The organism is Planococcus citreus (assembly GCF_003664125.1).
GTDB classification, from domain to species: domain Bacteria; phylum Bacillota; class Bacilli; order Bacillales_A; family Planococcaceae; genus Planococcus; species Planococcus citreus.
In genome coordinates this window covers 293,329-319,945 of record NZ_RCCP01000003.1, presented here as the reverse complement: position 1 = coordinate 319,945, position 26,617 = coordinate 293,329, and the positions used below count along the sequence as shown (strand labels likewise).

The following is a 26,617-nucleotide window of genomic DNA, read 5'->3' as shown; positions in this document are numbered from 1 at the left end:
ACCGTTCTCTCCCTTTTTTCCGTACTAAAAAAAGCACCGGAACAGACTCCTCTATCCAGAGGAGAATACTTCCGGCGCTGTGCACAGCTCTATAGTCTGTCACATTCAACCAAAGTTTAAGTTTCCAGTTGCACAGAACCGGCAATCCTCGTTCTCTGCCCCATCCGAAAGCAACCATACACTTCACTCGATGCCACTTGCTTACAAAGCGCTAACCGAAATGGGAATCCATATTTTGTATAAGATGATGTGATAGTATCAGCCTACAATATTTCACATTTCTTGTAAACCCTAAATTACTGAATATTTAAATTAATATTTTATTATCATTTTTATGTTTATTGTTGATAAAAATTACTTTCTTTTAGTCTAAGCGAATCAAAAGAGCATTGCTACTTGCTGGGGAATGAAAAAACTGCGCCGCCCGCTTAAAAAACACAGCAGGCAGCACAGCCCTCAAATTAGATCAGCAAGTTGAAAAGCAATGAATCGTTATTGATGTCTTTATACGGGAACCCGTTTTGCGCCATGCGTTCAACGAGCGGCCCGTAATCTGCCGGGTCCTTCAATTCGATCCCCACCAATACGGGTCCGTGTTCCCGGTTATTTCGTTTTGTGTATTCGAAGTGGGTGATGTCATCCTGTTCGCCAAGCACGTCTCCCATGAATTTCCGGAGGGCACCCGCGCGCTGTGGGAAGGTCACGATGAAATAATGCTTCAACCCTTCATAGATCAAGGACTTTTCCTTGATTTCCTGCATGCGTTCGATATCGTTATTGCCGCCGCTGACAACGCAGACGACATTTTTCCCGCGGATTTCTTCCCGGTAAAAGTCGAGTGCCGCTACCGATAACGCGCCGGCCGGTTCTGCGACGATGGCATTTTCGTTATATAGCTCGAGGATAGTCGTACACACTTTGCCTTCTGGGACCGGCACGATGTCATCCAGTACTTTTTGGCAGATCGCCATCGATAGATCCCCGACTTGCTTGACCGCCGCCCCGTCGACAAACGTATCGATCGTATCCAGACGGGTCACTTGGCCTTCCTTAAGGGAAGCTTTCATGCTCGCCGCGCCTTCCGGTTCGACGCCGATCAGTTTCGTTGCAGGAGAAACGCCTTTCAAATACGTTCCAACACCAGACGCCAATCCCCCGCCGCCGATTGCGCAAAACATGTAATCGACTGGTTCCTGCATATCATTGAGCACTTCGACTGCGACTGTTCCTTGCCCTGCGATCACAGCTTCCGTATTGAATGGATGGACGAAGGTTTTGCCTTCTTCCGAACAGACTTCCATCGCTGCCGCAAAGGCATCATCGAAGCTATCGCCGATTAAGACGACTTTTACATACTCGCCGCCAAAGCGTTTCACTTGAGAGACTTTCTGGCTCGGTGTCGTAAGCGGCATGAAAATCTTGCCTTCGATGCCGAGCGCCTTGCAGGAATATGCAACGCCTTGCGCATGGTTGCCGGCGCTCGCGCAGACGACGCCTTTGGAACGTTCGGATTCGGTCATGCTGCGGATGAAATTATAGGCGCCTCGCAATTTGAACGACCGGACCACTTGCTGGTCTTCGCGCTTCAAAAAGACATTGCAGCCATAGCGTGCCGAAAGAATCTCGTTGCGCTGTAAGGGCGTCCGGATGATGACATCCTTCAGCGCCTGATTGGCGACCATAATATCGGCCACGGTCACCTCTTTAGCAACGACTTCCCTTTCCAGCTCTGTGATGTTTTTTGCCATCTGATTCACCCTCTTCATTTTGATTATTGAATTACTCTAACACATCAGCGAGCTTTGTTGTGTAAAAATTTAGACAATTTGATGATCTTTTCACAAGATTTTCGGTTTTTCTCGAATGTATGCGGTTTCAATTTTCAAATGGGGTAAACTAGATAGAAAAAGAAGCTTTACGCAACATTTATTTTTTAAAAGGGGAGATGATTTCTTGGAGGACGTCCATCATAAAATCGCCATTATCACAGGCGGCAATAGCGGCATCGGATGGGAAGCCGCCAACATGCTCGCCGGTCAGGGCTTCTCGATTCTGCTGGCAGTCCGCGATTTGGTCAAAGGCGAAAATGCTAAACGGGAGATCCTCGATTACCATCCCGAAGCGACGGTTGCTGTTTTGAAACTCGACTTGGCCGATCTCGCCAGCGTCCGCCATTTTGCGGACAGCTACAAAAAACATTTCCGTTCACTCGATTTACTAGTCAATAATGCGGGGATCATGATGCCGCCATACGGAAAAACGAAAGACGGCTTTGAATTGCAGTTCGGCAGCAATTACCTCGGCCATTTTGCGTTGACCGCCCACCTTCTGCCGCTGCTCGCGAAAACTCCAGGATCGCGTGTCATCACACTCGGAAGCCTCGCGCATAACCGCGGCGCGATTGATTTTGATAATCTTGACGGCTCGAAAGGCTATCGCCCGAAAAAATTCTACAACCAAAGCAAGCTTGCCAATATGCTGTTTGCGATGGAACTTGACCGGCGGCTGAAAAAGCACCACATCCAGACGATCAGCGTCGCCTGCCACCCCGGCGTTTCTGCCACTAATATCTTCAAGATCGGCAAATACGATGCGCCGGTGTTGCTGAGGGATTTCGCCAACCGCTTTCTCCAGCCGCCGGACATGGGAGCGCTCGCTACCGTCCACGCCGCAACAGAACCGGATCTCATAGGCGGTGAATACATCGGCCCTGCCGGCAAAGGCAGGAGAAAAGGCTATCCCGCACTCGATACGCCCCACCCGACTGCCGTCGACGAAGCGCTTGCCCGAAAACTATGGGACGTGGCCGAGCAGATGACAGGCGTCCGCTTCGACTTTGAAACAGCCAAAAATCCAGGCGTTTCTATTGAAGATTAAGGTGTACGACAATTCTGAAATCTTTTTTTGATGAAAAACCCGATTATTGGTACACTTAGCAGGGAACAGGATTAATGCAGTCAAAATTTCTTAATCTAAGGAGCTGAGACGATGAACACAAAACAATTTGAAGTAATGAAAAACGGCAAGGGCTTTATCGCTGCACTCGACCAAAGCGGTGGCAGCACGCCAAAAGCGTTAAAACTTTATGGCGTTAATGAAGATGCTTACTCCAACGAAGATGAAATGTACGACCTGATCCACGAAATGAGAACGCGCGTCATGACGGCCCCGTCATTTTCGTCGGATTATGTGCTCGGCGCCATCCTGTTTGAACAGACGATGGACCGCGAAGTATACGGCAAATACACAAGTAATTATTTATGGGACGCGAAAGGCGTCGTTCCTTTCCTTAAAATCGATAAAGGCTTGGCGGATGAACAGAACGGCGTTCAATTGATGAAGCCAAACCCGAATTTGAACGAGCTGTTGAAGCGTGCGGTCGAACGCAATGTCTTCGGCACGAAGATGCGCTCAGTCATCAAAGAACCGAATGTGGAAGGCATCAAGCAAGTCGTCGACCAGCAATTCGAAGTGGCGAAAGAAGTCATTGCTGCAGGACTCGTTCCGATCATCGAGCCGGAAGTTGACATCAACAGCGCAGACAAAGAACGCATCGAGGCTATGCTGAATGACGAAATCCTTAGCCATCTCGATAAGCTCAGCGATGACGAGTACGTCATGTTGAAATTGACGATTCCGACGCTGGCGAATTTCTATAAAGAATTGATCGACCACCCTCGTGTCGTGCGTGTTGTGGCATTGTCCGGCGGATATCCGCGCGAGCAGGCGAACCAGAAGCTTGCTGAAAACAAAGGCTTGATTGCCAGCTTCTCACGCGCCTTGTCAGAAGGCTTGAACGCTGATCAATCGGATGAAGAGTTCAACACGATGCTCGAGAAGTCCATCAAAGAAATCTACGAAGCATCCATTACATGATATAAAAAAAGCGCTCCCTTTGTGGTGCGCTTTTTTTCTTATGGGTTGAATTAAAAAACAAAACTTCAACAGATTGCAGCGGAAATGTAAAGGATGAAGATTGCGCTTCAAGGGGACGCTTTCTGAGGGGGCCGGCTTCAGCCGCTTCCCTCGCTAGCGCTCAGTCCAGGGTCTTCAGCTCGTCCTGATCCCTCCAGAGTCGCCCCTTTCCGCTCCATCTCTAGTTTTAGAGAGGAAATGAAATTCATCACACATTGAAGTAAGCGTGAATTATTTTAATCATCTTCGTAAATTCGAATTGAACAGCACACGAAACTTCTCTGCAATTATCAAGTCCAGCTAAGCGTCGCCACCAGCGGATGAAGACAACTAACAGTGACATTTCTTTGCATATAATATCCAATGAAATCTTAAAGCCGAACCGCGCATATGGGCGAGCCGATGCCATAAGACAAGCGTCCTTCTTGGCTTATGGCTAAAGGCCAGCCCTAAGCGGTAGGCGGCTGCTTGGTGATGAAAAGATCGACAAAATATTCGTCTCACTCATAAGCTTAAATAAGCATCATCCACAAGCGGATGAACATGTGAAAAAGAGATATTTTATCACTCAAAAAATTCAGTGGAATGTAAAAGCCGAACCGCGCACAAACCTGTTCTCAACTTTCGCTATGCTCAAGCATCACGAATAAAGAGCTGCTCCCACATCTGCGAGCAGATGCGTCGCAAATGAATGGGCTCAACTTCCTTTCGCCAATTCATTGGCTCATTGCGGGAGGCCAGCCCTAAGCGGGAGGCGGCTGCTTGGTGATGAAATCATCAACGAACGATCCACCTCACTCACTTGTTTCATTTTCGAACACCCCACTAAAAAGGAGGAATTGTATGTTATATTTTCTGGTTCCGATCGCTATTGTTGCGGGTCTTGGCTTTATCGTCGACCGCCGGCGCAGAGCTTCTGCCTATTACGACAAGCCTACCCATCCGGATGCCAAGCCTGGCGATAGCTCGAATTACACGATGGGCGACAATCGCTATACGAGCGGCGGCGAATAAGCACCAAGCAAAAAGCCGCAGCACCCGATTTGGGATGCTGCGGCTTTTCGTTATGGACGATAATTGAGCGTGATGCCTTTGAGGAGATTGCGCATGAGCTGGTCGCCCAGTTCTTTATAGTTTTTATGGCCTTCTTTCCGGAGAAAGGCGCCGAGTTCGCCTTTGGACACGTTGATCCCAGCCAACTTCCATAAATCGAGCAAGTCTTCGCTCGTCAATTCCAGCGCGATGCGCAGCTTTTTCAAGATTAGGTTGTTGATGTGCTCGCCGCTTACTTCAGGCGGGCCGGAGTTACCGGGCTTGGGGCCGCGGTTGAAGGTGATCAGCCCGTTCAAGAAGCGCTCCAATTGGTCGTTTGCCAATGGGATATTGGCTTCTGCCCCTTCATCGTCTGATTCCGGCGTTTTCGTTAAAATCAATGGCACATCGACGGCATCCACTTTCTCGCCACCGAGTGCGAAAATTTCTTTTACATCGCTATTTTTCAAATCCAGCGCATAGCGCAGCCGGATCAAAATATCGTTATTGTCCATATGAAAAATCCTCCTGCCATGTTCTATTCAAATCCTGTTCCATCATAACACAGAGAAATGGCGCCCCGGAGCATCAGGGCGCCATTTTTCAGCGTTCGACAAACGTATGGCGGAACCATGTATATTCGCTGATATGCAGTTCGCGCAATTGGTATTTCAAAATCTTGCCTGAAGCATTGCGCGGCAATTCATCCGCGAACCTGAATTTCTTGGGCGCTTTATGCTGCGGCAAATGCTCGAGCAAGTATTCGGAGAGTGCTACTTCGTCGATTGGCGACCCGTCCTTTGGGACAATGACGACACCGACGATTTCGCCCCATTCTTCTTCCGGAATGCCGACGGTCGCCGCTTCCTGGACTTGCGGATGACGATTCAACACTTGCTCGATTTCGATGGAATAAATATTATTCCCAGCAGAAATGATACGGTCGGATTTGCGGTCGACAAGCGTAATGTAGCCGTCTTCATCGATTGTCGCGAGATCCCCCGTCAACAGCCAGCCGTCCCGGAATGCTTCTTCGGTTTCTTCCGGCATATTGTAATACGATTTCATGATCGTCTCACCGCGCATGACGAATTCGCCGACTTGGCCAGGCTTAACGTCGTTCATTTCTTCGTCGACCACACGGACGTGGGTCATATACATCGACTTGCCGCCCGCTCCCTCTTTATGGGCATGCTCGCTTGGCAGCAAATAGACGCCTCCCGGTCCCCCTTCAGTGAGGAAGCATAAATTGTAAAACTGTTCGTGGCCGAAGAATTTCATAGCCCGCGCGACAAGGCCATTCGGCATCGGGTCGGTCCCGTACATGCATTTGCGGATCGTGCCCAGATTATATTTTACGCTCTCAGGTGCTTCCATCAACGCATGGTACATATCTGGCAGTCCGAAAAACACCGTACAGCCGTCTTGATGGATTGCGTTGACTACATCCCGCGTCGCGAATTCACGGAGAATAGTTTGCGGTATGCCGAGCATGACCCCGGTCACAAGAAACAAATTGAGTTGGGAAGGATGGAAAAACGGCGCCGCATGAAGCAAACGGTCATCATGATTGACGCCCGTCCCGAGAATGAACGAAGTGCTGACATTGACAATGCGTTGATGGTCAAAAAGCGCTCCCTTTGGTGGGCCGGTCGTCCCCGAAGTATAAAGGATTTCTGCATCGTCTTCCGGCAAGATGTCGACTTTTGGCTCCGAGCGATCATCGTCCAGTACTTCGTCCCAACTGAGATGCGCTTCAATTTGTGCTTGCGGATAGACGATCACCTGATGCAGCAGATCGTCCAATTCTTTCGCTTCCGCCACTAAGCTTTCGAATTCATTATCGCTAAACACATAAACTGCATCCGACTGGCCGAATAGATAGCCCGCTTCCTCGGCATTCAGCCTGTAATTGATCGGAACCACAACGCCGCCTGCTTTCAACGCGGCAAAAAACGCAATAACGTACGCATCCGAATTCTTCATGAACAGCGCCACTTTATCGCCCTTTGAAATTCCCTCCCGCACCAAGCCGTTCGCCAAGCGATTCACTTCCGCGTTCAATTCTTGATACGTGTAGGATTTCCCTTCAAAATTCAATGCCATTAATTCGGGCTGGCGCGTCGCATTCATCGTCAACGATGTTGTGATGTTCATTTCCCATTCCTCCTTTGTTTGCTCATGAATCTCCCCTTCTGCCTGATCGGTAGTTCTTCAATATTATAATATTCTGAAAATATAGTCAATATACCAACAATTGGAAATAAAAAAAGACTCTTTTCAGAGCCTTTAATGTCTCAATTAATTCATCATTAAGTAGATGAGATACAGCGGAATCAATCCCATCGCCATGTATTTGGCGACTGTGAATGTGCTCATGCCGAGGCATTTCATCTTTGCAAACAGCGCTTCACGGAAATCATTGAATAATCCGGGCATTACAAGGCCCTCCTTCAGGGTATAGTGCTAGTATAGGACAGCAAGAGGGCCGAAGAACAGCACAATGCATTCGTTTCTGTAACTTTTTACGGCCTCTTGCGGTCTACTCTATAGACAAAAAGGGGGCGAACCCGATGATGCAAAAAAACGCAATCAGCTGGCTACTGCTATTGATGGCCGCTTTGATGCTCGCGGCATGCGGTACCGAAAGCGATAATCTGCCGGAAGATCCGGAGTCAGGGGGTGAAATCATCGAAGGTGAAGTGACATCGACCATAGAAGAAACCGACAATGGAACTTACCGCTATACCGTCAAGAACGATACGCAAGAAGCGGTGACATTCAACTTCACGAGCGGGCAGCGCTATGATTTCACATTGACCGATGAACAAGGCAATGAAGTGTTCCGCATGTCGTCTGTCAGCATGTATACCCAGGCGCTCGGCGAGGAAATCCTGCGACAAGGCGAGGAGCTTCAATACGAGATCCAAGTTCCGGAAGCCAACCTTGAACCTGGCACCTATACGCTAGAAGTATGGATGACGCCGACACAAGGCACGAATTATCCAGCAGAAATCGAGCATACGATCGAATAGAAAAACCGAACCGCCAAGCGCGGTTCGGTTTTTTCGTCCATTCAATTTCAAGTGCTTGCCGGAACTTTTTCAGCCAATAGCTTGCGCAATGACTCCAGCTCAGGCACCGCCTTTTTCGGTACAATCAGTGCGGACATGGCGCTATTATACAAATACAAATTGACCGCATCCTCCCCATACTTTTCGATGCCCGACCAGCGCACATGCGTCTCCCCATTTTTCGTCACTTCCCGGATTCCCTCTGAATCAATGAACAGCTCACGGGTGCCGAGCAAGCCTTCGTTTTTCCCTTCGTTAACCATTTTTCGGCTCATGCGTTTAATATTCCAATGGAAATATGGCGGAAAGAAGATGATCCACAAAGCCGCGAATAGGATGAAAGGGATCATCAGTCCCCACACCGACCAATCAAAAATCGGCCCCATCACGAACGGCATCATCAAATAAACAATTGGAATGACAAAGCGCTGGATCGTCAATGAACGCTTGACCGCTTCGGAATGTTTGGCATGATAAAGGTTGAAATCAACAAATTGCTGTTCCGTCAATTCATACGAAAATTCCTGCATCGCGCAGCTCCTTTTAGCAAATCAATTAACCATTGCCATTTTCTTCTATTATACGATGGTTCAGTGCAGAATATATTATATTTTTTTGATACGCTAATACTCTGCAAATGCATTTATGTGAAAGGAGCTTTCTTGTGGAACTCACACCCATACCGGATCATTTGAAAGACCATCTCGATATCCTGTTCGTCGGATTCAACCCAAGCATCCGTTCAAGTGAAACTGGCTATCATTACGCCAACCCAAACAACCGCTTTTGGAAAATCCTTTTTGAATCCGGACTGACACCAAGAAAATATGCCCCCGAGGAAAACCACAATTTGTTGGAACTCGGCTATGGTTTGACCAATATCGTCGCCCGCCCGACCAAAGCGGCAGCCGACATTACAAAAGAAGAATACAAAGAAGGCGCCGAACAATTGAAACAAAAAATTGAACGCTACCGCCCAAAAGCCGTCTGTTTTGTCGGCAAAGGCGTCTACCTCCAATTCAGCGGTAAAAAATCAACACATTGGGGCAAACAGCCGGATTCGGTCATTCCGGGAGTCATCGAATACGTCGCCCCTTCCTCAAGCGGACTGGTGCGCATGAAACAAGCTGAAATTGTGGAAATTTACGAAGGCTTGCACCAATTGATCGATAACAATCAATAATAACTTCTACTAAATCTTCACAAAACAGACACTTACGAAATTCGCTTCCTGATTGCTATAGTGTTGGAATGGTTGTTGAAGCAACACCTTTCGCCCTGTCTTTTCAATGGGCGCCAATACAGTAGAAACGGGGAACATTCATGCAACAAGACAAACGACTGCCTCATAATGGCAAAGAAGGGCTGCTTTACGGCTCGCTTATAGTGACGATGACTGTGCTGTTGATGAGCAGCTACAGCGTCCTGCTTTACACAGACCATTTGACGATGGACACCATATGGAGCATTCTCAAAATCATGCCAGTCATGTGGATCAGCGCGATGGTTCTTGAAGCAGCTGTCTTCGGAAGAATCGCGGAATCGTTAACAGCCAAACTGTCAAGCACTTCGTCTTCTTTCCATCAAAAGATTTTATTGCGCATCGTCTTCACGGTCATCGGCATGTCGGTCGCGATGACCTTTATCGGTGACATGGCCGCCAACGGTTTCCACGGTGAGATCTTCAGCAACTGGCTCGCCAATTGGCCGCGCAATTTCTTCATTGTCCTGATGGCGGAAAGCTTGCTCATCCAACCGCTGGCTCGCCTTGCGATGGTCAAGCTGCACGCCGCACAAGACCGCAAAACAGCTATTGCGCAATAAGCTCGCTCCCTTCCTCGCTGCTGATTATCCTTCCTTTATTGCGGGTAAAGAAATAAATGAAGTTATCAGCATAAGGAGGAGATGTACGTGGCAAAAACAGCAATCATCACGGGCGGCGGAAGCGGGCTCGGGCAATCCACCGCACTGCGCTTAGCACAGGAAGGCATCAATATCGCAGTTGTCGACATCAGTGAAAAAGGCGGCAATGAAACGGTAGAGAAAGTGAAAGCACTCGGGCCGGATGCCATCTTTATCCGTGCAGATGTATCAAAAGCACAAGAAGTGAAAAACTACGTCGACAAAACGGTCGAGCATTTCGGCTCGATCGATTATTTCTTCAACAACGCCGGAATTTCCGGAAGCGGCAAACAATTCCTCGATACCGATATAGAAGAAATCGAGCAAATCGTCGCCATCAATATGCTCGGGGCGCTCTATGGCCTGCGCTACGTCGCAGAAGTAATGGTCAATAACGGCGGCGGGTCAATCGTCAATACCGCATCAAGCGCCGGCGTTATCGGCCAGGAGACCGTTGTCACTTACTCTGCGACCAAGCACGGCATTGTCGGCATGACGAAGTCACTTGTCGCCGAATACGCCAAAGACGGCTTGCGCGTCAATGCCGTCGCGCCAGGCCCAACCGAAACGCCAATGGTCAAAGCCTATTTCGACGCCAACCCGAAAATGAAACAAAGCGCAGAAGAAGGCATTCCGCAAAAACGGCTCGGCACTGCAGATGAAGTCGCTGAACTCGTGGCGTTCCTGCTGACATCAAAAGCGCAATACATCAACGGTGACGTCATCCGTATCGACGGCGGATTTACCAGCACGAAATAAACAAAAAAGGTTCCAAGGGACAATTCCCTTGGAACCTTTTTGTTATGCGCCGATTCCTGCCCCGCCGCATACTTTCAATACTTCGCCTGTGACATAGCTTGCAGCCGGTGATGCCAAATAGGCGACCGCTTCGCCGATATCCTCCGGCTGCCCAGGACGCTTGATCGATTGCAGCTCGAGCGGATAGTTGACGCCTTTGGTGATGGCGGTCTCAACCGGCCCTGGCGCGACGCTATTGACCGTGATGCCGAACTCGCCGACTTCTTTTGCGACCCATTTCGTGAAGGCGATGATGCCGCCTTTTGACGCGGCATAGGCAGGGCCTGAACGACCTTGCCGTTCGCCGTCTTCGCCGTAGGAAATGGCGCCGCCCATCATGCCGGAAATCGAGCTGATGTTGATGATGCGCCCGCTCTCTTGGTTGACCATATGCGGATAGATGGCTGCTTGCGTGAACAAGAACGTGCCGCGCAAGTTCGTCTCGATATCGCGGCTCCAATCATCGTCCGTCATATCTTTCAAGCTGAGGCGTGAAACGGTACCGGCGTTATTGACGACAATGTCGATTCCGCCGAATTCCTCTACCGTTTCGTGTATCGCCCGTTCGACTTGCGCCCTGTCGCGGACGTCCACTTGCAGCGCCAACACGCGGATGCCTGGAAACTCCGATTCCAGCTGCTGTTTTGCATCATCACAATCCAGAATATCCGTCAAAACGATTGAAGCTCCCCGTTTTGCGAGTGCTTTTGCGCAGGCAAAGCCGATGCCGCGTGCGCTTCCGGTGATGAGCGCCACTTGATTGTTTAATGTGTTTTCCATGCAAACTTCTTCCTTTCTATTCAGCTAATTTCTTCAATTCGATTTCTTTCAATTTATGCTTTTGAATTTTGCCGACAGACGTGCGCGGGAAGTCTTCGACAAACTCGATCGCTGACGGCACTTTGAACTTCGCGAGCTGGCCTTTGCAATAATCAATCACTTCTTGTTCCGTCGTCGTTTGCCCTTGCTTCAGGATGACGAATGCTTTTAATGCTTCGTCATGCATCGCATCCGGTATCCCGATGACAATCGCTTCATAGACGGCGGGATGCTCCATGATGACATTTTCCACTTCGCTTGCGGCGACATTCTCACCGGCGCGCTTGATCATATCTTTTTGGCGGTCGACAAAATAATAGAAGCCATTCTCCGACTTGCGCGCCTTGTCTCCTGTATGGAGCCAGCCGTTCTGCAAAGTTTGATTGGTCGCTTCTGGATTATTGAAATAAGCTTTCATGATCGTCTGGCCGGGAATGCCTTCAAGCAAAATCTCTCCCGGATTCCCGTCCGGCACTTCATTCCCTTCTTCATCAATCAGCTTGATGCGAGAGCCTGCGATCGGTTTGCCGACACTTGTATTGTCCTTAGCGCCTTGCAATGGATTCATCAAAGGCGGCGCAACCGTTTCTGTCATGCCGTAAATCTGGTAAAGTGCAGTGTTATAACGTTGCTCAAACGCCTTTAGTTCTTCGGAAGTTACCGACTGGGCGAAAATGACTGCCCGCAGTTTATTACTCCGCTCATCTTCATCATATGGCTGCGCAAGGATCATGCGGATCGGTGCCGCGAAGAGCGAACCGAGCGTTGCACCTAAACGTTGAATTTGGCGCCCGTAGCGGCTCGCACTGAAGCGTTCGGTGATGGCGACGCTGCCTCCCGCAACCAAACTCGGCATGATCATATAATACTGGCCGTTGCCGTGGAACATCGGCAAGACGACAAGCGCACGGTCTTGTTCAGTAAAGCCGATATGCTCCGCCACAGCATGCCCAGTGTAGATGTAATTAGCGTGCGTAATGAGGCAGCCTTTCGGTTTCGATGTCGTTCCGGAGGTATACAAAATCGCTGCCACGTCTTCCGGCTGGATATTCGCTTCCGGCACTTCGCCCGAGAATTCCCCAATCATTTTGTTAACGCTTTCAAATTCACCCGACTCATCTGTGCGGGCCAGGACAATCTGACGCAGCTTCGGGAGATTCACTTGGATGGATTTGAACTTCTCGATGTATTCCGATTCCGTGATGAGCATGACCGATTCCGAATGACCGATCAAATAATCCATTTCGGCTGCAGTCGACAGGATATTCGTCGGCACCATGATGGCTCCGAGCTTTGCGAGGGCGAACCAGCAGACGACAAATTCCGCTGAATTTGGCAAATGGAGCGTCACTTTATCACCCTTGCGAATGCCGCGTGTGTATAGCGCGCCGCTGAACTTTTCCACCCGCTCCAAAAATTCGCCATAACTGTATTCTGTCACTTTTTCCTGATTGTCTTCAAAAACCAGGAAGGGCTGCTCGCTGCGTTTTTTGCACTGGGCGTTTAAGAGATCGATCAATGTCTGTTGAGCTGTCAAAATCATCAACATCCTCTCTCATCTTGTCAATTCCATAGACCGCAGTCTATAATCTATAGACTATAGTCTATTCAATCCAACAGAGCTTTGTCAATTGTTTTCAAACAATTCAGTCGAATTATAGAATACACTCCATTACAGATACCTGTTTTATTTGAGATTCTACTGTAGACGATATTCCGCAAAACAGCTGGCTTTCCTGGGGGCTTGCGCTGAACTAATTCGGGCTTACTGCCCGAATGGATTTCAGCACTTCGCTAATCCCCAAGGAGTCTGCGCTGTTTTGCTCCATATCTATTGAATAGTTCAGATGAAACGAAGTGGAAGGCGGCGACTCCTGCGGGAATAGCATGAGTCTTGAGACCCCGCAGGAAGCGAAGCGACCGAGGAGGCTCAAGCCATGCCCGCGGAAAGCGTCCGCCTGAAACGACTTCATCACTTTCTTTTACTATACCGATATCTCTCATTAGTGTTATATGCTTAAACTAGAAGAAAGGTGGCCAATATGACGAGCAGACAGGAAAAAGCGATTGAAACGAAAAAACGCATCCTCCGCACGGCACTGGCATTGTTCAGTGAAAAGGGTTTTGACCGGGTATCGGTTGATGAAATTGTCCGAGAAAGCGGAACTTCCAAAGGCGCATTCTATGGGCATTTTACGTCCAAGTACGACATCTTCCTTGAAAAGTTCAAGGAAATCGACCAATTCTACAGCGACTTCCAGAAAAGCCTGTCCGATAGTTTGCCGGCAGAGCAAAAGATCCGGAAACTCGCGATCGCCCAAATGGAATATTTACGGGATGAAATGGGACGGGACGGCATCCGTTCACTCTATACTTATGCACTTACCCCATCCGTCGACAATTACCTGTCCGATACGGAACGCCCGCTTTATGCGATTCTCGAACAATTGGTTTCCGAGGGCCAAGAAAAAGGCGAATTGACATCCTCTGCATCTTCTTGCCGGCTTGCGCTGCTGTTATCCCGCAGCATGCGCGGGACGCTCTATGACTGGGCAATCTTTGACGGCGACTTCGATTTGGCCGGTGAAATCGACGGCTGGCTGGAACTATTGTTCCGCGGTATCCGCAACTAACTAAAAAAACAGGAAGTGAGCGATAAGCTCTCTCCCTGTTTTTTTATGGTTTGTTACCCGACTAGCTTTTGCCCGCAATTTGGGCAGAACTTGGCGCCGCTCACTTTCTCGCCGCAATTCGGGCAGAAGTTCGGGCCTTGCTGCTCGCCAGTGCTGCCTGAAGAGGCGGTAGAACCGCCACCCGTTTGACCGCTCGCACTGGATGATTCTTTTTGATCGTCCATCATTTCCTTGGCGATATTCATCCCCATCATCATCCCGGCCATATCAGACGCGGTATTCGATCCTGATGATTTGCCCATCGCATCGGCAACGGACATCTGCTGGTATTTGGAGACATCACCGACCATGCCGTGCGATGCGTTTTTATTGATCATGTCCTGGATTTCTTTCGGGTAGTTGAAGCTCATCACTTGGAATCCGGTCACTTTCATGCCGTCGTCCATAATTTCCATATTCAAATCATCTTGAATGCCCTTGCCAATCTCGTGGGAATTCGACTGCAAATTGAACATGTCCTTGCCTTCACGCGTGATCCATTTCATCAATAATTGGTCGAGCCGTGCGGTAATGCGCAGCTGGACGTCTTCAACGAGGTAGCTGTCTTTGACACCGGCGACTTTGTCGATCAAATTGACATAATCATTCACTTTAAAATGGAAAGTGCCGTTCGCGCGGATCGGCATGCCGCCTGGAAGTTGCGGTGCGGGTATATTGATCGGGCTTTTCGTGCCCCATTTGACGGTGAATTCCTTCGTATTGACGAACAGCACTTCGACCCGCATGCCGCTATTGAAGCCAAAGCGGAAGCCTTTCAAGGTCGACAAAAACGGCACGATTTCAGAGACGATGTCGTACTCGCCTTCTTGTTCAAAAATCCCTTCTATCTTGCCGTTATTGAGGAATATCGCGTCCTGGCCTGGCCGGATGATCAACCGGCTGCCTTTCTTGATTTCCTTATTCGTCCATTTCCAAAAAATCATATCGTCGCGGAACTCTTCCCATTCCACCACATCTGAAAATTGATTGCCGAAAAATGCCATGTTCTTCATTCCTTCCTCTGTTCGATTGCCTAGAAGCTGCGGCCGCCGCCGCTGAATGAACGCCCGCCGCCGGTCATGCCGCCGCCTCCGCCGAACCCGCCACCGTCTTTATTTTTTGGTATTTTGCTGCGGGTTACGGTTTTATTGCGGAAGCGGTCATCCTGGCTGCGCACGCGTGTATGGTCGCGGTCAACATAAGTTCCTGGGGTTGTCGTCACCCTGCCGCCGGCGTTATAAAGCATCGATCCGACGATGATGCCTGCGAGCAGTAGCGCGATAGCTAAATGAAACCAGGTTTTTAAAAAAATGCTTTCGGGATTGACACCCGGCCGGTATTCCATATATTCGCTTGAAGTGACGACGGTTTCTTCGAACGCATCCGCATAATCGCCCGATTGCATCTCAGGGATAATCTGGTCAAGCACGAGATCGACACGCTCTGAATCCAGCGTCCGCTCGGCCGTGCCAAATCCCGCGAGATACACTTCACGGCCGCCGATATCGATCGTCAATAGTACCGCATCTTCACGGCCGGTGCTGTCGGCGCGATCATCGAAGAAATCGCCCATATAGCCTTCGATCGATTGCCCTTCCGTATTATCGGTCGTCAAAAACAAAAAATCCACGTTTTGTTCCGCACCGTATTGCTCTGCCAAGGCTTCCAGTTCCTGCGTTTCTTCGCCACTGAGCAAGCCGGCTTCATCGTGAATCAAATCACCGGTTTGTGCTGAAACGGACAATCCACCAATGAAAAACAACAGCAAGGCTAATACTGGCATCCATACCCATTTACAATGAAAATTCCTCACCACAAGACACCCCCTACCGCAAAGGCGATGGCTTTCATGACCGCAAAACTCGATACGGCGATGCCCGTGAACCACAGAGCGACTTTGCCGGCACTGATCGGCGGCTTGCCGACCACTTTGCCAGTTTGCCCGTTCATCGCAAAGGTATGCTCTTTATTGTCGAAATCGTAATACACCATCCACACTGGAAATAAGGTGTAATAGACTTTCTTTTTTTGCGCGTCGATTTGCTTGTTCGTGTAGCTGACCGATGAATAACCGGAAATGGTCGTGCTGATATAAGCATCGATATACGGGACGATTTTCGATTCGACACGTGAAAACAATTGCTCGTCGTCGAAATCGTATTTTTCGGCTAAGTAGCCCGCCAAATACGGCATGCGGAAATCTTTCAATTCGCTGTAATCGTAAGGCTCCAGTTTATCCATCAGCACATCGTCCATTTTTTCGGAAGCATCCGCCGGCACTTTCAAATAACTCAAATCGATTTCCCGGAACACGTCATAAAAATTCGTTTCTGTATAAATCGTATCGCCGCTTTGATAGGTCCGGACTTGCGTGCCGATGGCCTGGATATGGGCTTCGCCTTCGATATCGTAAAGCCAGAACGGCACATACATGCCGGTCATTTTCTTGATGCGGTCGCCGCTCATAAAGCCGCGAGGGGTCAATCGCCCGCCGCGCGTCCATTTCTTGAACGCTGCGACCGCTTCATCTTTGCTGACGGTAAACGGAATGACTTTGGCCGGGGCGAGATCTCCCGTCAACCGGTCTGCTAATACCACCGGCGCCCCGCAGAAGCTGCAATGGGTCGCGGTTGTTTCCGCTTCCGTCAGGATGATCGCCCCGCAGTTTTCGCAATGGTATTCTTTCGCTTCGCCTTCACCGAATTTCCGTTCGATGTTCTGTTCCGGAAAGGTCTCGATGTTTTCTTCATGGCCGCAGCTTGGGCAGCTTAAATGGCCCGAGTCGCTGTCGAACGCCATGTCGGCTCCGCAATTCGGGCATTTGTAATGGATGACCAAACGAGTTTCCTCCCTTCGTGCTTCAGGATCGCGTCCAGTTGCCGGACATTACTCGTTCTTTCCGATTTGGCTCTTCAGCGCTTCCAGTTCAGCGTCCACATTGGTGCCTGATTTCAAGGACTCGAGTTCCTCGTCGACATTCGGGCCGTCATCGTATTTTTTCGCCAAGTCCTTGATGCTCGTCTCGGAACTTTTATTGAGTTCAGCCATCGCTGCCGATTCGTCCAATTGCTGGTTGATTTTCTTCTCCATCGCATCGAATGCCGAGATGCGTTCGCCTGCCCCTCCGACACTGGACGCGAAATCATTCATGCGCTGCTGCGTCTTCGCAACTGCCGCTTTGCCTTTCAGTTCCTGGCGACGCGATTCAAGCTCGCCGATATCGCTCTCTAATTTATCGTGCATTTGGCGCATCTGCTGCGTATTCGTCGCCGCGAGTTCGACCGCCGTCTCTTTGTCCGTCACGCGTTCCGACAGTTCCGCCTTGCGCTGGAGGAATTTCCGGGCGTCGTCTTCATTGCCCGCTTCAAGCGCCTTGACTGCGTAGCGCTGCATATCGTCCATCTCTTTCTTCAACTCATCAAGTTCGCGGCGCTCGCGTTTCTCTGCCGCCATGATGGCAGCCGTCTCGGATTTCACTTTGCCAAGGTCGCTATTCAAATCGCGCAAATACTGATCGATCATCTTTTCCGGGTCTTCTGCCTTATCCAGCATTGCATGGATATTGCTCGTCATGATGTCTCTGAAACGTTTTAGGATTTCCATTTTCATTCTCCTCTTCCATCGATTTATTTGGCCGTGGCACAAGCCTTGTTACCTGTCAGATTACCCTTTGCGCCAAACACTTAACCCTTCCGTCCAAGTTGTTGGCGGAATAGTATGAATACGAAAGTATGGCTCGATCGGTTTCATTTGATTTCGCTGGAATGAAAAGAATCGTCCTCTGGCACCGGTGAAAAATCACACCTCTTTTGAACTAAAGATATTTCAATTAAAGATTATTTTCGCTTTCGAGTTTACAGAAACTTCGAAAAAGGAAATAGAAGGGAGTAGTTAATCAAAACTCTAGGAGGAACTTTAGTGGGACATTATATTCAAGTTGAAGAAAACGTGAAAATTCATGTAGAAGATATCGGCTCAGGACAGCCGGTTGTATTTCTCCACGGCTGGCCATTGAACAACAAAGCGTTCGAATACCAGACGAGCCTGCTTGCGAAGAACGGCTTCCGCTATATCGGCGTCGACATGCGCGGTTACGGAAAATCCGATAAGCCATGGTCAGGATACGATTACGATACAATGGCCAAAGACCTTGAAGCGGTCGTCAATGAGCTTCGCCTTGAGCAATTCGTGCTCGCCGGCTTTTCGATGGGCGGCCCGATCGCGATCCGCTATTTGACGAAATTCGGCCAGGACAATGTCGCCAAACTACTATTGATGGGCGCTGCAGCCCCGATCTTCACGCAACGTGACGATTTCAATGTCGGCATGAAGCCTGAAGAAGTGGACGACATCATCGCCCAAATCGAAAAAGACCGCCCGGCGTTCCTTGCAGAATTTGCGGACCTGTTTTTCGAACAGAAGCATTCTCCGCAATTCCTGGATTGGTTCCAGTCGCTGGCGCTTGAAGCAGGCGCGCATTCCACGCTGAACTCAGCCGCTGCCTTGCGCGATGAAGACTTGCGCGGCGAGTTGTCATCCATTACGGTTCCGACAGCCATCTTCCACGGCAAAAAAGACCAGATTTGTCCTTACGAACTCGGCGAAATCCTGGACAAGGAAATCCCGAACTCTGTACTCGTACCGTTCAAAGATAGTGGACACGGCATCAATGCCGATGAGCCGGAGCGTTTCAATAATGAACTGCTAAACTTCCTGAAAAGTTCAGGCGTCTAATCCATATTCACGCCAAAGCAAAATCCAGCCTCCCACATTTGGGAAGGCTGGATTTTTTAATTCACGCGGAATGCCGCCGCAAATGACCGCACAATGCTTTTTAATCTTTTTCGGGCCTCTGTTTCATTTCTACTCAAGACGCCTTGCATGCATTTCCGAATCAAATCACAGATAATAGGAAAGTATTTAATTACGGGACGGCTTTGGCGTACCTGAATTTAAGGAGTGTTACGATGCAATCAATTAAAGGAAAAACAGCGATCATTACGGGCGGAGGACGCGGCATTGGCCGTGCGACAGCGATCGCCCTAGCTAATGAAGGCGTCAATGTCGGGTTGATCGGCTTGAAGCAGGAAAACCTCGACAAAGTGTCCGTCGAACTGCAAGATGCGAATGTCAAAGTGGCAACTGCCTCTGCCGACGTTACGGATCTCGCTGCGATTGAACAAGCAATCGAGAAACTCAAAACCGAACTAGGCGATATCGATATCCTCATTAACAACGCAGGCACCGGGAAATTCGGCGGCTTTTTGGAATTGTCACCGGAAGAATGGAAAAACATCGTCGACGTTAATTTGATGGGCGTTTATAACGCAACACGCGCCGTACTTCCTGGTATGATCGAACAAAGTTCAGGAGACATCATCAATATCTCGTCCACTGCTGGACAAAAAGGCGCACCGGTCACAAGCGCTTACAGCTCTTCCAAATTCGCTGTCATGGGCTTGACTGAATCGCTTGCACTTGAAGTGCGCAAGCACAACATCCGGGTCACGGCATTGACGCCGAGCACAGTCGTCACGGACTTGGCCCACGAGTCCAACCTGATCACCGGTGACGCAGAACGCGTCATGCATCCGGAAGATTTGGCCGATTTGATCGTCGCCAGCTTGAAATTGCATCCGCGCGTTTTCGTCAAAAGCGCTGGATTATGGTCGACCAACCCGTCCTAAACAAAAATGGAGCTTGAGGCAATCCCCTCAAGCTCCATTTTTTATTTGCGTTCGTTATCCGGCACGTCACGTTCGTCTTCTTCAGATACATGCTTCGAATACTCTTTCGCATCTTCCTGCTCGTCCCGGCCTTTTTCTTCGCTGTAATTCGTTGCTTCATTATCTCCGTCCAAGGCTTCTTTTGTTTTATTGATCGCTTTATCGATTGCAGACTCATGAGCGCCGACTTGCTTTTCAGGTGTGCGGCCTGCCGTTCCTTTTCTAGCCATACAGCAATTCCTCCTTATCGAGCATTTTGTATACTGTACCCGCTTGACCGGAATTTACACCTGCATGAATAAAGAACCTATGGCAATCCCCCCGTTAAAACATTCCGCTTTCGTGGTTATTGCGCCCCGCTTGCCGGCTCGCATCCGCAGCAGCAGAATCCTGGTTTGCAGTATTTGCTTTTTTATCTAAGCTGTATTTCTTTTTGGTCAATTTATCCACTATATAACTGCCGATAAACAAAGCCCCAAAGAATCCCCAGAAAATCCACATCATCCAATGCATGAAATTCTCCCCTTTCATTTCAATTATTACTCATTTTCCCTTTGACTTATAATACGTTTACAGCTGCATAAAGTTTCAAAAATCGGTATTTTCAGTAATTTTATAATCTACTAAGCTACTCTTTTGAAGATTGCCGTAAATATCCAAGTGTCTTTAGGAAACTACTGATCATCTTATACTGTCTTTATTCATATTAATTCCCTATAAAATTGGAGGCAAAACTATGTGGTTCCTATTCGGGCTGATTGCAATCGCAGCCACCAGCGTAAATCTTTATCTGTATGCAATTGGCAAGGATTATAAATTAGCGATGGCCATGGGACTGTCGTTTACCGCTCTGACCCTTGCGGCTGATTACAGCATGGTCGCTGATTGGGTCCGCGCAGAAGATTGGTCTGCACTATTGGACGTCGTGCCGATTATGTCATCAGCGCTATGGGTGTTGACAATCATCTCGATTGTGTTGAATATAAGCCCCATGCTTTTAGAATTCAAAAGCTCGAAAGAATGATTGCGTTTCTGCAAATATCAAAAATCCCCGCAGTCCCTTTAATAAGGCTGCGAGGATGAAAGTGTTTTTATTTAGCATTAATAAATCATCAGCAACTGCCTACCAGATCGATTCCGCCCATTCCGGATAATCGACGAACGGGTTGCGGTTGCCTTGGATGTCTTCGATTTTCTCGTTGCGCTGCTGTTCCCAAGCGCTGACAGGGTCTTGCTCGTGCCATTCGAGCAACACAGAGATCTTGCCGTGGTAAGGCGTCGAGCCATTATTCACCAAGTCATTCAGTTCCAAATCTACCGCGTCGCCCGATTCATAACGAACCGCCATATAAAACAGCATCCGGGCGACATCGCCTTTCACTTCATTCGGTGGCTCCCAGGAAGTCGATGTGCGCAAGCAGCCATCGCAGCCGCTGACGGTACTGCCGCCGTAATCAAAGTCCAGGTTGCCGCGCAGCCCGTTCACTTGCACATCGGTCGGGCGCAAATGGTGGATATCCGTTCCCGCTCCCATTGCTGTCCCGAAGCTGCCATGAGACTTCGCCCATGTGTGCTCACGGTTCCAGTCGCCGACATTGCCGCCGTTCAAAGATTTCGAACGCGACTCGCCCGTATACAATAACAGCACGTTATTCGGATTATTCGGGTCTTCGTCCGTTATTTTCAAGGCATCCCATACTTGTGAATAGCTGAGTTGCGTATGGCCGTCAATGATTTCATGAAGTTCCGCTTTCAAAGCAGATCCTTGCAAACCAGCGGCTGTTTCATAATAACCAGACGGCACAGGAGTTGGATCTGGATCTGGGGTTGTCGTTTCATCCGTCTCCTCTACCGCATGGCTTCCTAAGTATGTAAATGTATCTGCAGGATACGCTGTCCACTCAGCCGAAGGATCAAACGCATCATTCCCTGCGCTGTCGCCGGACAGGATATCCGGATTGCGGACCAGTGTGACATCTTTCATGTTTTCAATGCGTGAACCTACTTGGCCGATCGAATCGATAGGAGATCCGGATTTTTCAAGTACCAATGCGTCATCGCCGTTAAAATTAACCACGCTGTTATTTTGCAGATCTCCCTTGCCTTGAATCGCTGAATCCGCGCCGCTATGGTAAATAACTACCGTATCACCGCTTGCGACAGTACCGGAAAGCGCCATTTCGCTCTGGGCGTACGTGCTGCCATTTGTATACAGCGAGACTGAATAAGGGCTCAATTCAACGGAAGCACCGGTCCCGTTATAAATTTCGATCGCTTTATTGAAGCTGCTGCCTTCAATGTATTCAGAAATGAAAAGATCACTTGCCGGGGCAGCTGCCTGCACCGCCGTTTGCGAAGCCGGCACCCAAAGACTCGCGACCAACCCTACCGATAGTAAAGCCTTTGCTGATTTGTTCCATAAGCTGTTTTCCATCTTATTGTCGTCCTCCTTTTTTGTAAAAGCGTTTAGCTAGGGAGTGCTGATTTGCTGGGTTCCTTTTGTAAATTATTGAGATTTAATTATTCTAATTTACAGTTTTTTCTTCTCACACATCCAAGCTTACAGAACGCCTTTTACAGCGTCAATGTTATTTAGTAAAAATTACGTAAAGTTAATAAAACTAGAAACCTTTGCAAAAGCCATTTGATCGGTTTGCCCAAACATATATAAATAAAAAGGGGGAAAAGTTAGCTATAACCAGACTTCTCTTCCCCCCCCTCTACTTATGTCACTGCAGATAATTCCTGACACGTAAACCTATTTTTCAAAAAAGTATTTTGCATATCCACTCACTGAATCGATTTGTCCGGAACAAAAAAGATCATCCAGGAATAGGATGATCTTTTCCACATTACATGAGCGGATATTGTCGTGCTGGCTATGCCATGGCTGCATCGAAAAATTTGTTGCGAATATAGGTTGGTTAAGTGCAGATTTGGTTTCACAGGCCCTCTGCTGAGCTTATTCGTGACAGAAGGCGCTTTCTAGTAAACTGCGGGAAGTTAAATTTTGCTGGTCGGAGTTTCTCTTTAACCAGTTGCTGGATAAGTTATTATGCCCTTGTCGTTTACGACGGCTTCGGCTCCCCACATCCCCACTTCGTGCTCGACGATGTCCACTGCCCCTTTTTTGCCATCGATAATGTGAAAAACCCGGTGGCCATTCGCTGCTAAGTAATTGCTGATGAGCAGTCTGTGGCAACGTGATGGATGACGCTCTGAACAGCAATAGGCAACCCGTTTGACTTCCGCTTTTTCCAGTAGTTCAGTGATGCCCTGCTGAAATTCTTCCGTCAATGTGTAATCCGCATAATTATGAAAAGACTGGTTGCGCCAACCGGCATTCCTGTCTTCTTCAACCTCCTTCGACTTCCGGCGCCTGCCGCCAAGTTTCGGGAAATGCTCATAGTTGATCCCTTCGGCTGCTAGCCACACGGGAAACTCATCCTTGGAAAACTGGGGCCATTTGCGGCTTCCCGGAAACGCCCGGACATCAGCCAGAAGCTCGATTCCGGTTTTCTTCAGCATCGCATCAAAAAATTCCTGTGAATGGCTGGAATGGCCAATAGTATAAATGTCCATAAGCAATAGACCTGCCTTTCCAATAAGCTTTTACTTGCCTATACCTTCGGAAAGAAGTGCATAAACTTAAATAGGCAATCCATCAGATTTCGATGATTTTCAACGCCGAATTGATTTCTTCCTGAGCCGAATTGCTGCGCCATTCATGCGGATAATAACCAAGCGGATTGCAGATGCAGTCGATGCCTTTGAATTCTTCATGATAGCGGGTGTGGATATGACCAAAAATCATTTTTTTGACGCCATACTTTTCAGCCAGTTTCCCGATTTCTTTGCTTCCCATCATCGCATTGAAAAAATCCCAGGAAAGGTCTTTTTTCACTTGGACAAAATGGGCAAACGGCACAAAATGGCTGACCAGGATGATGTTCTTTTCTTGATGATGCGACAGCCAGCTCTCCAGTTTCGTCAAGTACTTATTGGTTACTGTTACATCATCCTCTGGCCAATGTGCATAGGCTTTGTCTGGCCAGGTAAAATCATTGAAACGGCCTGCTGAAAACTCCTGCTCTGTAAACCCTTCTATTCCGAATGTATAATCGTACCATCCGCCATCGCCGATCACGACCCATTCCTCATTCAAGGAAACCGGGCCATTTCCCAGATTGCCCTTGAACTCCAGCAGTTTTTCATACGCATTAGTAGAATCCTCGTGGTAAAGATCATGGTTGCCATGGACAAATAAAATTTGAAGATCCGGCAATTCATTTTGCAGTTGCTTTAGTAGTGCCAAGCTTTTTTCCGGTCCCGCTGTCATATCGCCGCTGATTATAAAGACATCCGGCATATGCTGTGCCAGCGACTCTTTCAGCAACCCGACAATATCAGCTCCAGTCTTTTTGTGATTGAGCCCTTCGTGAATATCAGATAAGATGGCGATTTTCAATGTCCTTCCCCCTTCAACCGCTTGATTAAATATTTTATTGATTGATTATTCACTTTATTTATACAGTAGTAGTTTTCCTGTCTTGCACTCTAACTAAACTCGTTTGTCTTGAAGCGACTTGTCTTGGCGGATGAAAAGTAGGAGAAACTTGTACGTAAAGAGAATCTGAATTTATATTCCGCATCACAATGAACTACCGCCAGCAAAACCGCCTTCAAAGATGGGAGATAGATGGAGTGGCATGATTAAAGCGGCCAGCACAGCTCTACTGCAATATCTGCTTTAGAGCGCTTTCGGTAATCCAAACAGAATCAGCCTGATGAAACCCCTCTTTTTTCCTGCTTCAGTATGAGGGTTATTGCCTTGACCACAGTAATTATCGTCGATTAACATAGTCATAGCCTAATATGTCTGATATGACGTATTGTAAAAAGAAAATATACATTTCTTTTTCAGAATTAAGTCCCCATACAAGTGTTAGTTTTATATAACTTAAGTTAATAATTTCCAAAATCCAGAAAGGGAAATTATTTATAATTTTAATTAGTAGATTGTATATATATTTCTACTAGATAGGATTTTAAATAATTCGGTAATGATAATGAAAAAAATTCTAAACAAAAAAATCCTACTCATCTCGCTTTTCACACTAGCTTTACTCGTCATTCTGAGCTTCACTATCTTTTTTATCTGGTCTCAAAATACATTTGAAGCGATAGATGCTGACCAAATCGAAATAAAGGAAGTTATAGAACCCGAGGACGGGTGGTATATCTATAGGGCAGAAAATGCTGATAAAGGGTTGATCCTCTATCCCGGTGCAAAAGTCGAACCTGAAGCATATGCCTATTTGGCTCAAGAATTATCGAAGCAAAATATCACAGTCGCCATACCTTCAGTCAGATTAAATTTATCAATATTAGATGTTTCAAAAGCGGATGAAATCATCGAAAGTGACGACAGCATCGAGTGGTATGTTTCGGGCCATTCCATGGGAGGCGCAGCAGCCGCTATGTATGCCGATCAGCATTTAGATCGCGTCAACGGGCTCATATTGCTTGGGGCATACGCAGCAAGCAATGACTATTTAAGCGAATCCAACTTACCCGTTTTATCCATCAGCGGTTCAGAAGACGGCTTAAGTACGCCTGAAAAAATTAAGGAAAACAGCTCGAACTTGCCGGAAACAACGGATTTCATTGAAATTCCAGGCGGAAACCACGCTTATTTCGGCGTATATGGGAGTCAATCCGGTGACAATGAAGCGCAGATCACCGTTAGTGAACAACAAAAAATCATCGTCGATTTAATTGTGGATTGGTTAGAAAATGATCACTCCTCAAGTCAGAGTGAGTCGTGAAAACTTTATAATCCACATAAAAACAGCACACGCTAAGCCGTGTGCTGTTTGTTTTCCACCCTATTATTCTTCCAGTTTTCTTGCAGCAAACTCGTCGTCCATTTTCAGGAAATACTCGCCGCCTTCTTCGATGCCTTTTATGCGAATGATCATGTCGCGGAACATTTTTTCTTCTTCCATTTGTTCTTCAATAAACCAATCCAAAAATGAAAGCGTAGCATGTTCCTGCAGTTCATCTGCCAAGCTTACTAATTTATATATGTTTGCCGTCACTGACTTTTCCTGTGCAAGTGACGCTTCCACAACATCCAAAGCATTTGCATATTCGTTTCTAGGTTCTGTCAACGCCTGGAGTACGGGCTGTTCATCCATTGTCACCAAGTAATGATAAAATTTCATCGCGTGTACATGTTCTTCTCGTGATTGGATCAAATAGAAGTTGGCAAATCCGTGATACCCTTTTCCTGAAAAGTATGACGCCATCGCTGTGTACGCATGTGCTGCCTGAAGTTCGTTATTGAATTGAGCGTTTAACGCTTCTGTCAAATTTGTTGGTAACATGTTGAACTCCTCCTCTATCTTGTTTAGCGTCATTATAGCACGTGTGTTGATCAACCAATAAATGACAGACCGCTCCTGTTGCGCGCAAAATGATCGCATAGCAATATTGGGCAAGCCATCCACTCAAGAAGAAATCATAGTTGGCCCCGGGGCGGTCTTGACCTTGCTGCGATATGTGCGCTTGTAGGAAGTGTTGGCTGCACAGCCGCTACTGATCAAATCTGCAATTAATGACTTGAATACTTCATTTATTCAAAGCAAAAAAGAGCAGCGACGTCGCTGCTCTTTTT

General features: G+C 48.0%; 29 protein-coding genes. 12 read left to right on the top strand and 17 right to left on the bottom strand.

Annotated elements, in window-relative coordinates; all coding sequences use genetic code 11:
- Nucleotides 1–461: 461 nt before the first annotated feature.
- Nucleotides 462–1,748 (bottom strand): threonine ammonia-lyase IlvA, encoded by a 1,287-nt coding sequence (gene ilvA, locus DFR62_RS11725; protein ID WP_121300550.1) that lies wholly within the window; start codon nucleotides 1,746–1,748, stop codon nucleotides 462–464.
- Nucleotides 1,749–1,953: 205 nt separating this feature from the next.
- Here ilvA and DFR62_RS11720 point away from each other — a divergent pair, with 205 nt between their 5' ends.
- From DFR62_RS11720 to DFR62_RS17400, 3 genes are all read left to right on the top strand, one after another.
- On the top strand, nucleotides 1,954–2,877 hold the full coding sequence (locus DFR62_RS11720; protein WP_241663165.1) for an oxidoreductase: 924 nt from the start codon (nucleotides 1,954–1,956) through the stop codon (nucleotides 2,875–2,877).
- Between the two features lie 111 nt (nucleotides 2,878–2,988).
- Complete coding sequence (locus tag DFR62_RS11715) at nucleotides 2,989–3,876, top strand: fructose bisphosphate aldolase (RefSeq protein WP_121300548.1); 888 nt, start codon at nucleotides 2,989–2,991, stop codon at nucleotides 3,874–3,876.
- Nucleotides 3,877–4,758: 882 nt separating this feature from the next.
- Nucleotides 4,759–4,929 (top strand): hypothetical protein, encoded by a 171-nt coding sequence (locus tag DFR62_RS17400; RefSeq protein ID WP_167456532.1) that lies wholly within the window; start codon nucleotides 4,759–4,761, stop codon nucleotides 4,927–4,929.
- Nucleotides 4,930–4,979: 50 nt separating this feature from the next.
- Here the strand turns inward: DFR62_RS17400 and DFR62_RS11710 are convergent, their stop codons facing one another.
- The 3 genes from DFR62_RS11710 to DFR62_RS17395 form a co-directional block, all read right to left on the bottom strand.
- Entirely contained in the window at nucleotides 4,980–5,462 is a 483-nt protein-coding gene (locus DFR62_RS11710) for a YehS family protein (protein WP_121300547.1), read from the bottom strand.
- An 88-nt stretch (nucleotides 5,463–5,550) separates the two neighbouring features.
- The gene (locus tag DFR62_RS11705) at nucleotides 5,551–7,134 is read right to left on the bottom strand and encodes a class I adenylate-forming enzyme family protein (protein ID WP_277751613.1); all 1,584 of its coding nucleotides are present in this window, start codon (nucleotides 7,132–7,134) and stop codon (nucleotides 5,551–5,553) included.
- Nucleotides 7,135–7,248: 114 nt separating this feature from the next.
- Entirely contained in the window at nucleotides 7,249–7,386 is a 138-nt protein-coding gene (locus DFR62_RS17395) for a hypothetical protein (protein WP_167456531.1), read from the bottom strand.
- Nucleotides 7,387–7,520: 134 nt separating this feature from the next.
- Here DFR62_RS17395 and DFR62_RS11700 point away from each other — a divergent pair, with 134 nt between their 5' ends.
- Nucleotides 7,521–7,982, top strand: a complete 462-nt coding sequence (locus DFR62_RS11700; RefSeq protein ID WP_121300545.1) for a BsuPI-related putative proteinase inhibitor — start codon at nucleotides 7,521–7,523, stop codon at nucleotides 7,980–7,982.
- A 47-nt stretch (nucleotides 7,983–8,029) separates the two neighbouring features.
- Here DFR62_RS11700 and DFR62_RS11695 read toward each other — a convergent pair whose 3' ends face one another.
- A complete protein-coding gene (locus DFR62_RS11695; RefSeq protein ID WP_121300544.1) occupies nucleotides 8,030–8,551 on the bottom strand; it encodes a YcxB family protein in 522 nt (173 codons plus the stop codon).
- 107 nt (nucleotides 8,552–8,658) lie between these two features.
- On the opposite strand from DFR62_RS11695, the gene mug reads away from it, so the two are divergent.
- The 3 genes from mug (at nucleotide 8,659) to DFR62_RS11680 (ending at nucleotide 10,682) form a co-directional block, all read left to right on the top strand.
- On the top strand, nucleotides 8,659–9,204 hold the full coding sequence (mug, locus tag DFR62_RS11690; RefSeq protein WP_121300543.1) for a G/U mismatch-specific DNA glycosylase: 546 nt from the start codon (nucleotides 8,659–8,661) through the stop codon (nucleotides 9,202–9,204).
- A gap of 140 nt (nucleotides 9,205–9,344) precedes the next feature.
- Nucleotides 9,345–9,845, top strand: a complete 501-nt coding sequence (locus DFR62_RS11685; protein WP_121300542.1) for a DUF2798 domain-containing protein — start codon at nucleotides 9,345–9,347, stop codon at nucleotides 9,843–9,845.
- An 87-nt stretch (nucleotides 9,846–9,932) separates the two neighbouring features.
- Nucleotides 9,933–10,682 (top strand): SDR family NAD(P)-dependent oxidoreductase, encoded by a 750-nt coding sequence (locus tag DFR62_RS11680; RefSeq protein ID WP_121300541.1) that lies wholly within the window; start codon nucleotides 9,933–9,935, stop codon nucleotides 10,680–10,682.
- 42 nt (nucleotides 10,683–10,724) lie between these two features.
- On the opposite strand, the gene DFR62_RS11675 is transcribed toward DFR62_RS11680, so the two are convergent.
- Together DFR62_RS11675 and DFR62_RS11670 are read right to left on the bottom strand one after the other, a co-directional pair.
- Nucleotides 10,725–11,501: an SDR family NAD(P)-dependent oxidoreductase gene (locus DFR62_RS11675; protein WP_121300540.1), complete on the bottom strand. Its 777-nt coding sequence runs from the start codon at nucleotides 11,499–11,501 to the stop codon at nucleotides 10,725–10,727.
- Nucleotides 11,502–11,517: 16 nt separating this feature from the next.
- Nucleotides 11,518–13,083, bottom strand: a complete 1,566-nt coding sequence (locus DFR62_RS11670) for an AMP-binding protein (RefSeq protein ID WP_121300639.1) — start codon at nucleotides 13,081–13,083, stop codon at nucleotides 11,518–11,520.
- Nucleotides 13,084–13,582: 499 nt separating this feature from the next.
- Between DFR62_RS11670 and DFR62_RS11665 the strand changes: the two genes are divergently transcribed.
- On the top strand, nucleotides 13,583–14,173 hold the full coding sequence (locus DFR62_RS11665; RefSeq protein ID WP_241663176.1) for a TetR/AcrR family transcriptional regulator: 591 nt from the start codon (nucleotides 13,583–13,585) through the stop codon (nucleotides 14,171–14,173).
- 53 nt (nucleotides 14,174–14,226) lie between these two features.
- On the opposite strand, the gene DFR62_RS11660 is transcribed toward DFR62_RS11665, so the two are convergent.
- Genes DFR62_RS11660 through DFR62_RS11645 form a run of 4 tightly spaced genes read right to left on the bottom strand, consistent with a single transcriptional unit; the run spans nucleotide 14,227 to nucleotide 17,815 of the window.
- Nucleotides 14,227–15,216: an SPFH domain-containing protein gene (locus DFR62_RS11660; RefSeq protein WP_121300538.1), complete on the bottom strand. Its 990-nt coding sequence runs from the start codon at nucleotides 15,214–15,216 to the stop codon at nucleotides 14,227–14,229.
- A 29-nt stretch (nucleotides 15,217–15,245) separates the two neighbouring features.
- Nucleotides 15,246–16,025, bottom strand: coding sequence for a TPM domain-containing protein (locus tag DFR62_RS11655; RefSeq protein WP_241663177.1), 780 nt, complete (start codon nucleotides 16,023–16,025; stop codon nucleotides 15,246–15,248).
- A complete protein-coding gene (locus DFR62_RS11650; RefSeq protein ID WP_121300537.1) occupies nucleotides 16,022–17,050 on the bottom strand; it encodes a TFIIB-type zinc ribbon-containing protein in 1,029 nt (342 codons plus the stop codon). The genes DFR62_RS11655 and DFR62_RS11650 overlap by 4 nt, the downstream gene beginning before the upstream one ends.
- 48 nt (nucleotides 17,051–17,098) lie before the next feature.
- Nucleotides 17,099–17,815, bottom strand: a complete 717-nt coding sequence (locus DFR62_RS11645; protein ID WP_121300536.1) for a PspA/IM30 family protein — start codon at nucleotides 17,813–17,815, stop codon at nucleotides 17,099–17,101.
- Nucleotides 17,816–18,130: 315 nt separating this feature from the next.
- Here DFR62_RS11645 and DFR62_RS11640 point away from each other — a divergent pair, with 315 nt between their 5' ends.
- Together DFR62_RS11640 and DFR62_RS11635 are read left to right on the top strand one after the other, a co-directional pair.
- A complete protein-coding gene (locus tag DFR62_RS11640) occupies nucleotides 18,131–18,946 on the top strand; it encodes an alpha/beta fold hydrolase (RefSeq protein WP_121300535.1) in 816 nt (271 codons plus the stop codon).
- A gap of 233 nt (nucleotides 18,947–19,179) precedes the next feature.
- Complete coding sequence (locus tag DFR62_RS11635) at nucleotides 19,180–19,899, top strand: 3-ketoacyl-ACP reductase (protein ID WP_121300534.1); 720 nt, start codon at nucleotides 19,180–19,182, stop codon at nucleotides 19,897–19,899.
- Between the two features lie 41 nt (nucleotides 19,900–19,940).
- Here the strand turns inward: DFR62_RS11635 and DFR62_RS11630 are convergent, their stop codons facing one another.
- Together DFR62_RS11630 and DFR62_RS11625 are read right to left on the bottom strand one after the other, a co-directional pair.
- Nucleotides 19,941–20,168, bottom strand: coding sequence for a hypothetical protein (locus DFR62_RS11630; RefSeq protein ID WP_121300533.1), 228 nt, complete (start codon nucleotides 20,166–20,168; stop codon nucleotides 19,941–19,943).
- Nucleotides 20,169–20,262: 94 nt separating this feature from the next.
- The gene (locus tag DFR62_RS11625) at nucleotides 20,263–20,451 is read right to left on the bottom strand and encodes a hypothetical protein (protein WP_135449683.1); all 189 of its coding nucleotides are present in this window, start codon (nucleotides 20,449–20,451) and stop codon (nucleotides 20,263–20,265) included.
- A gap of 223 nt (nucleotides 20,452–20,674) precedes the next feature.
- On the opposite strand from DFR62_RS11625, the gene DFR62_RS11620 reads away from it, so the two are divergent.
- Nucleotides 20,675–20,962 carry a hypothetical protein gene (locus DFR62_RS11620; protein ID WP_101189774.1) on the top strand — a complete coding sequence of 96 codons (288 nt, stop codon included), beginning with the start codon at nucleotides 20,675–20,677 and terminating at the stop codon, nucleotides 20,960–20,962.
- A gap of 99 nt (nucleotides 20,963–21,061) precedes the next feature.
- On the opposite strand, the gene DFR62_RS11615 is transcribed toward DFR62_RS11620, so the two are convergent.
- The 3 genes from DFR62_RS11615 to DFR62_RS11605 form a co-directional block, all read right to left on the bottom strand.
- Nucleotides 21,062–22,372, bottom strand: a complete 1,311-nt coding sequence (locus DFR62_RS11615) for an endonuclease (RefSeq protein ID WP_121300531.1) — start codon at nucleotides 22,370–22,372, stop codon at nucleotides 21,062–21,064.
- A gap of 596 nt (nucleotides 22,373–22,968) precedes the next feature.
- Nucleotides 22,969–23,520, bottom strand: coding sequence for a DUF488 domain-containing protein (locus tag DFR62_RS11610; RefSeq protein WP_121300530.1), 552 nt, complete (start codon nucleotides 23,518–23,520; stop codon nucleotides 22,969–22,971).
- Nucleotides 23,521–23,602: 82 nt separating this feature from the next.
- Nucleotides 23,603–24,406 carry a metallophosphoesterase gene (locus DFR62_RS11605; protein WP_121300529.1) on the bottom strand — a complete coding sequence of 268 codons (804 nt, stop codon included), beginning with the start codon at nucleotides 24,404–24,406 and terminating at the stop codon, nucleotides 23,603–23,605.
- A 601-nt stretch (nucleotides 24,407–25,007) separates the two neighbouring features.
- Here DFR62_RS11605 and DFR62_RS11600 point away from each other — a divergent pair.
- On the top strand, nucleotides 25,008–25,766 hold the full coding sequence (locus DFR62_RS11600) for an alpha/beta fold hydrolase (protein ID WP_167456530.1): 759 nt from the start codon (nucleotides 25,008–25,010) through the stop codon (nucleotides 25,764–25,766).
- A 63-nt stretch (nucleotides 25,767–25,829) separates the two neighbouring features.
- Here the strand turns inward: DFR62_RS11600 and DFR62_RS11595 are convergent, their stop codons facing one another.
- Nucleotides 25,830–26,327, bottom strand: coding sequence for a ferritin (locus tag DFR62_RS11595; protein WP_121300527.1), 498 nt, complete (start codon nucleotides 26,325–26,327; stop codon nucleotides 25,830–25,832).
- Nucleotides 26,328–26,617: the final 290 nt, after the last annotated feature.

Coding starts and splice junctions, on each gene's coding strand:
- ilvA (WP_121300550.1), bottom strand. CDS start 1,748: ATGGCAAAAAACATCACAGAGCTGGAAAGGGAAGTCGTTGCTAAAGAG.
- DFR62_RS11715 (WP_121300548.1), top strand. CDS start 2,989: ATGAACACAAAACAATTTGAAGTAATGAAAAACGGCAAGGGCTTTATC.
- DFR62_RS17400 (WP_167456532.1), top strand. CDS start 4,759: ATGTTATATTTTCTGGTTCCGATCGCTATTGTTGCGGGTCTTGGCTTT.
- DFR62_RS11710 (WP_121300547.1), bottom strand. CDS start 5,462: ATGGACAATAACGATATTTTGATCCGGCTGCGCTATGCGCTGGATTTG.
- DFR62_RS17395 (WP_167456531.1), bottom strand. CDS start 7,386: ATGCCCGGATTATTCAATGATTTCCGTGAAGCGCTGTTTGCAAAGATG.
- DFR62_RS11700 (WP_121300545.1), top strand. CDS start 7,521: ATGATGCAAAAAAACGCAATCAGCTGGCTACTGCTATTGATGGCCGCT.
- DFR62_RS11695 (WP_121300544.1), bottom strand. CDS start 8,551: ATGCAGGAATTTTCGTATGAATTGACGGAACAGCAATTTGTTGATTTC.
- mug (WP_121300543.1), top strand. CDS start 8,659: ATGCATTTATGTGAAAGGAGCTTTCTTGTGGAACTCACACCCATACCG.
- DFR62_RS11685 (WP_121300542.1), top strand. CDS start 9,345: ATGCAACAAGACAAACGACTGCCTCATAATGGCAAAGAAGGGCTGCTT.
- DFR62_RS11675 (WP_121300540.1), bottom strand. CDS start 11,501: ATGGAAAACACATTAAACAATCAAGTGGCGCTCATCACCGGAAGCGCA.
- DFR62_RS11670 (WP_121300639.1), bottom strand. CDS start 13,083: ATGATTTTGACAGCTCAACAGACATTGATCGATCTCTTAAACGCCCAG.
- DFR62_RS11665 (WP_241663176.1), top strand. CDS start 13,583: ATGACGAGCAGACAGGAAAAAGCGATTGAAACGAAAAAACGCATCCTC.
- DFR62_RS11660 (WP_121300538.1), bottom strand. CDS start 15,216: ATGGCATTTTTCGGCAATCAATTTTCAGATGTGGTGGAATGGGAAGAG.
- DFR62_RS11645 (WP_121300536.1), bottom strand. CDS start 17,815: ATGGAAATCCTAAAACGTTTCAGAGACATCATGACGAGCAATATCCAT.
- DFR62_RS11635 (WP_121300534.1), top strand. CDS start 19,180: ATGCAATCAATTAAAGGAAAAACAGCGATCATTACGGGCGGAGGACGC.
- DFR62_RS11630 (WP_121300533.1), bottom strand. CDS start 20,168: ATGGCTAGAAAAGGAACGGCAGGCCGCACACCTGAAAAGCAAGTCGGC.
- DFR62_RS11625 (WP_135449683.1), bottom strand. CDS start 20,451: ATGCATTGGATGATGTGGATTTTCTGGGGATTCTTTGGGGCTTTGTTT.
- DFR62_RS11620 (WP_101189774.1), top strand. CDS start 20,675: ATGTGGTTCCTATTCGGGCTGATTGCAATCGCAGCCACCAGCGTAAAT.
- DFR62_RS11615 (WP_121300531.1), bottom strand. CDS start 22,372: ATGGAAAACAGCTTATGGAACAAATCAGCAAAGGCTTTACTATCGGTA.
- DFR62_RS11610 (WP_121300530.1), bottom strand. CDS start 23,520: ATGGACATTTATACTATTGGCCATTCCAGCCATTCACAGGAATTTTTT.
- DFR62_RS11600 (WP_167456530.1), top strand. CDS start 25,008: ATGAAAAAAATTCTAAACAAAAAAATCCTACTCATCTCGCTTTTCACA.
- DFR62_RS11595 (WP_121300527.1), bottom strand. CDS start 26,327: ATGTTACCAACAAATTTGACAGAAGCGTTAAACGCTCAATTCAATAAC.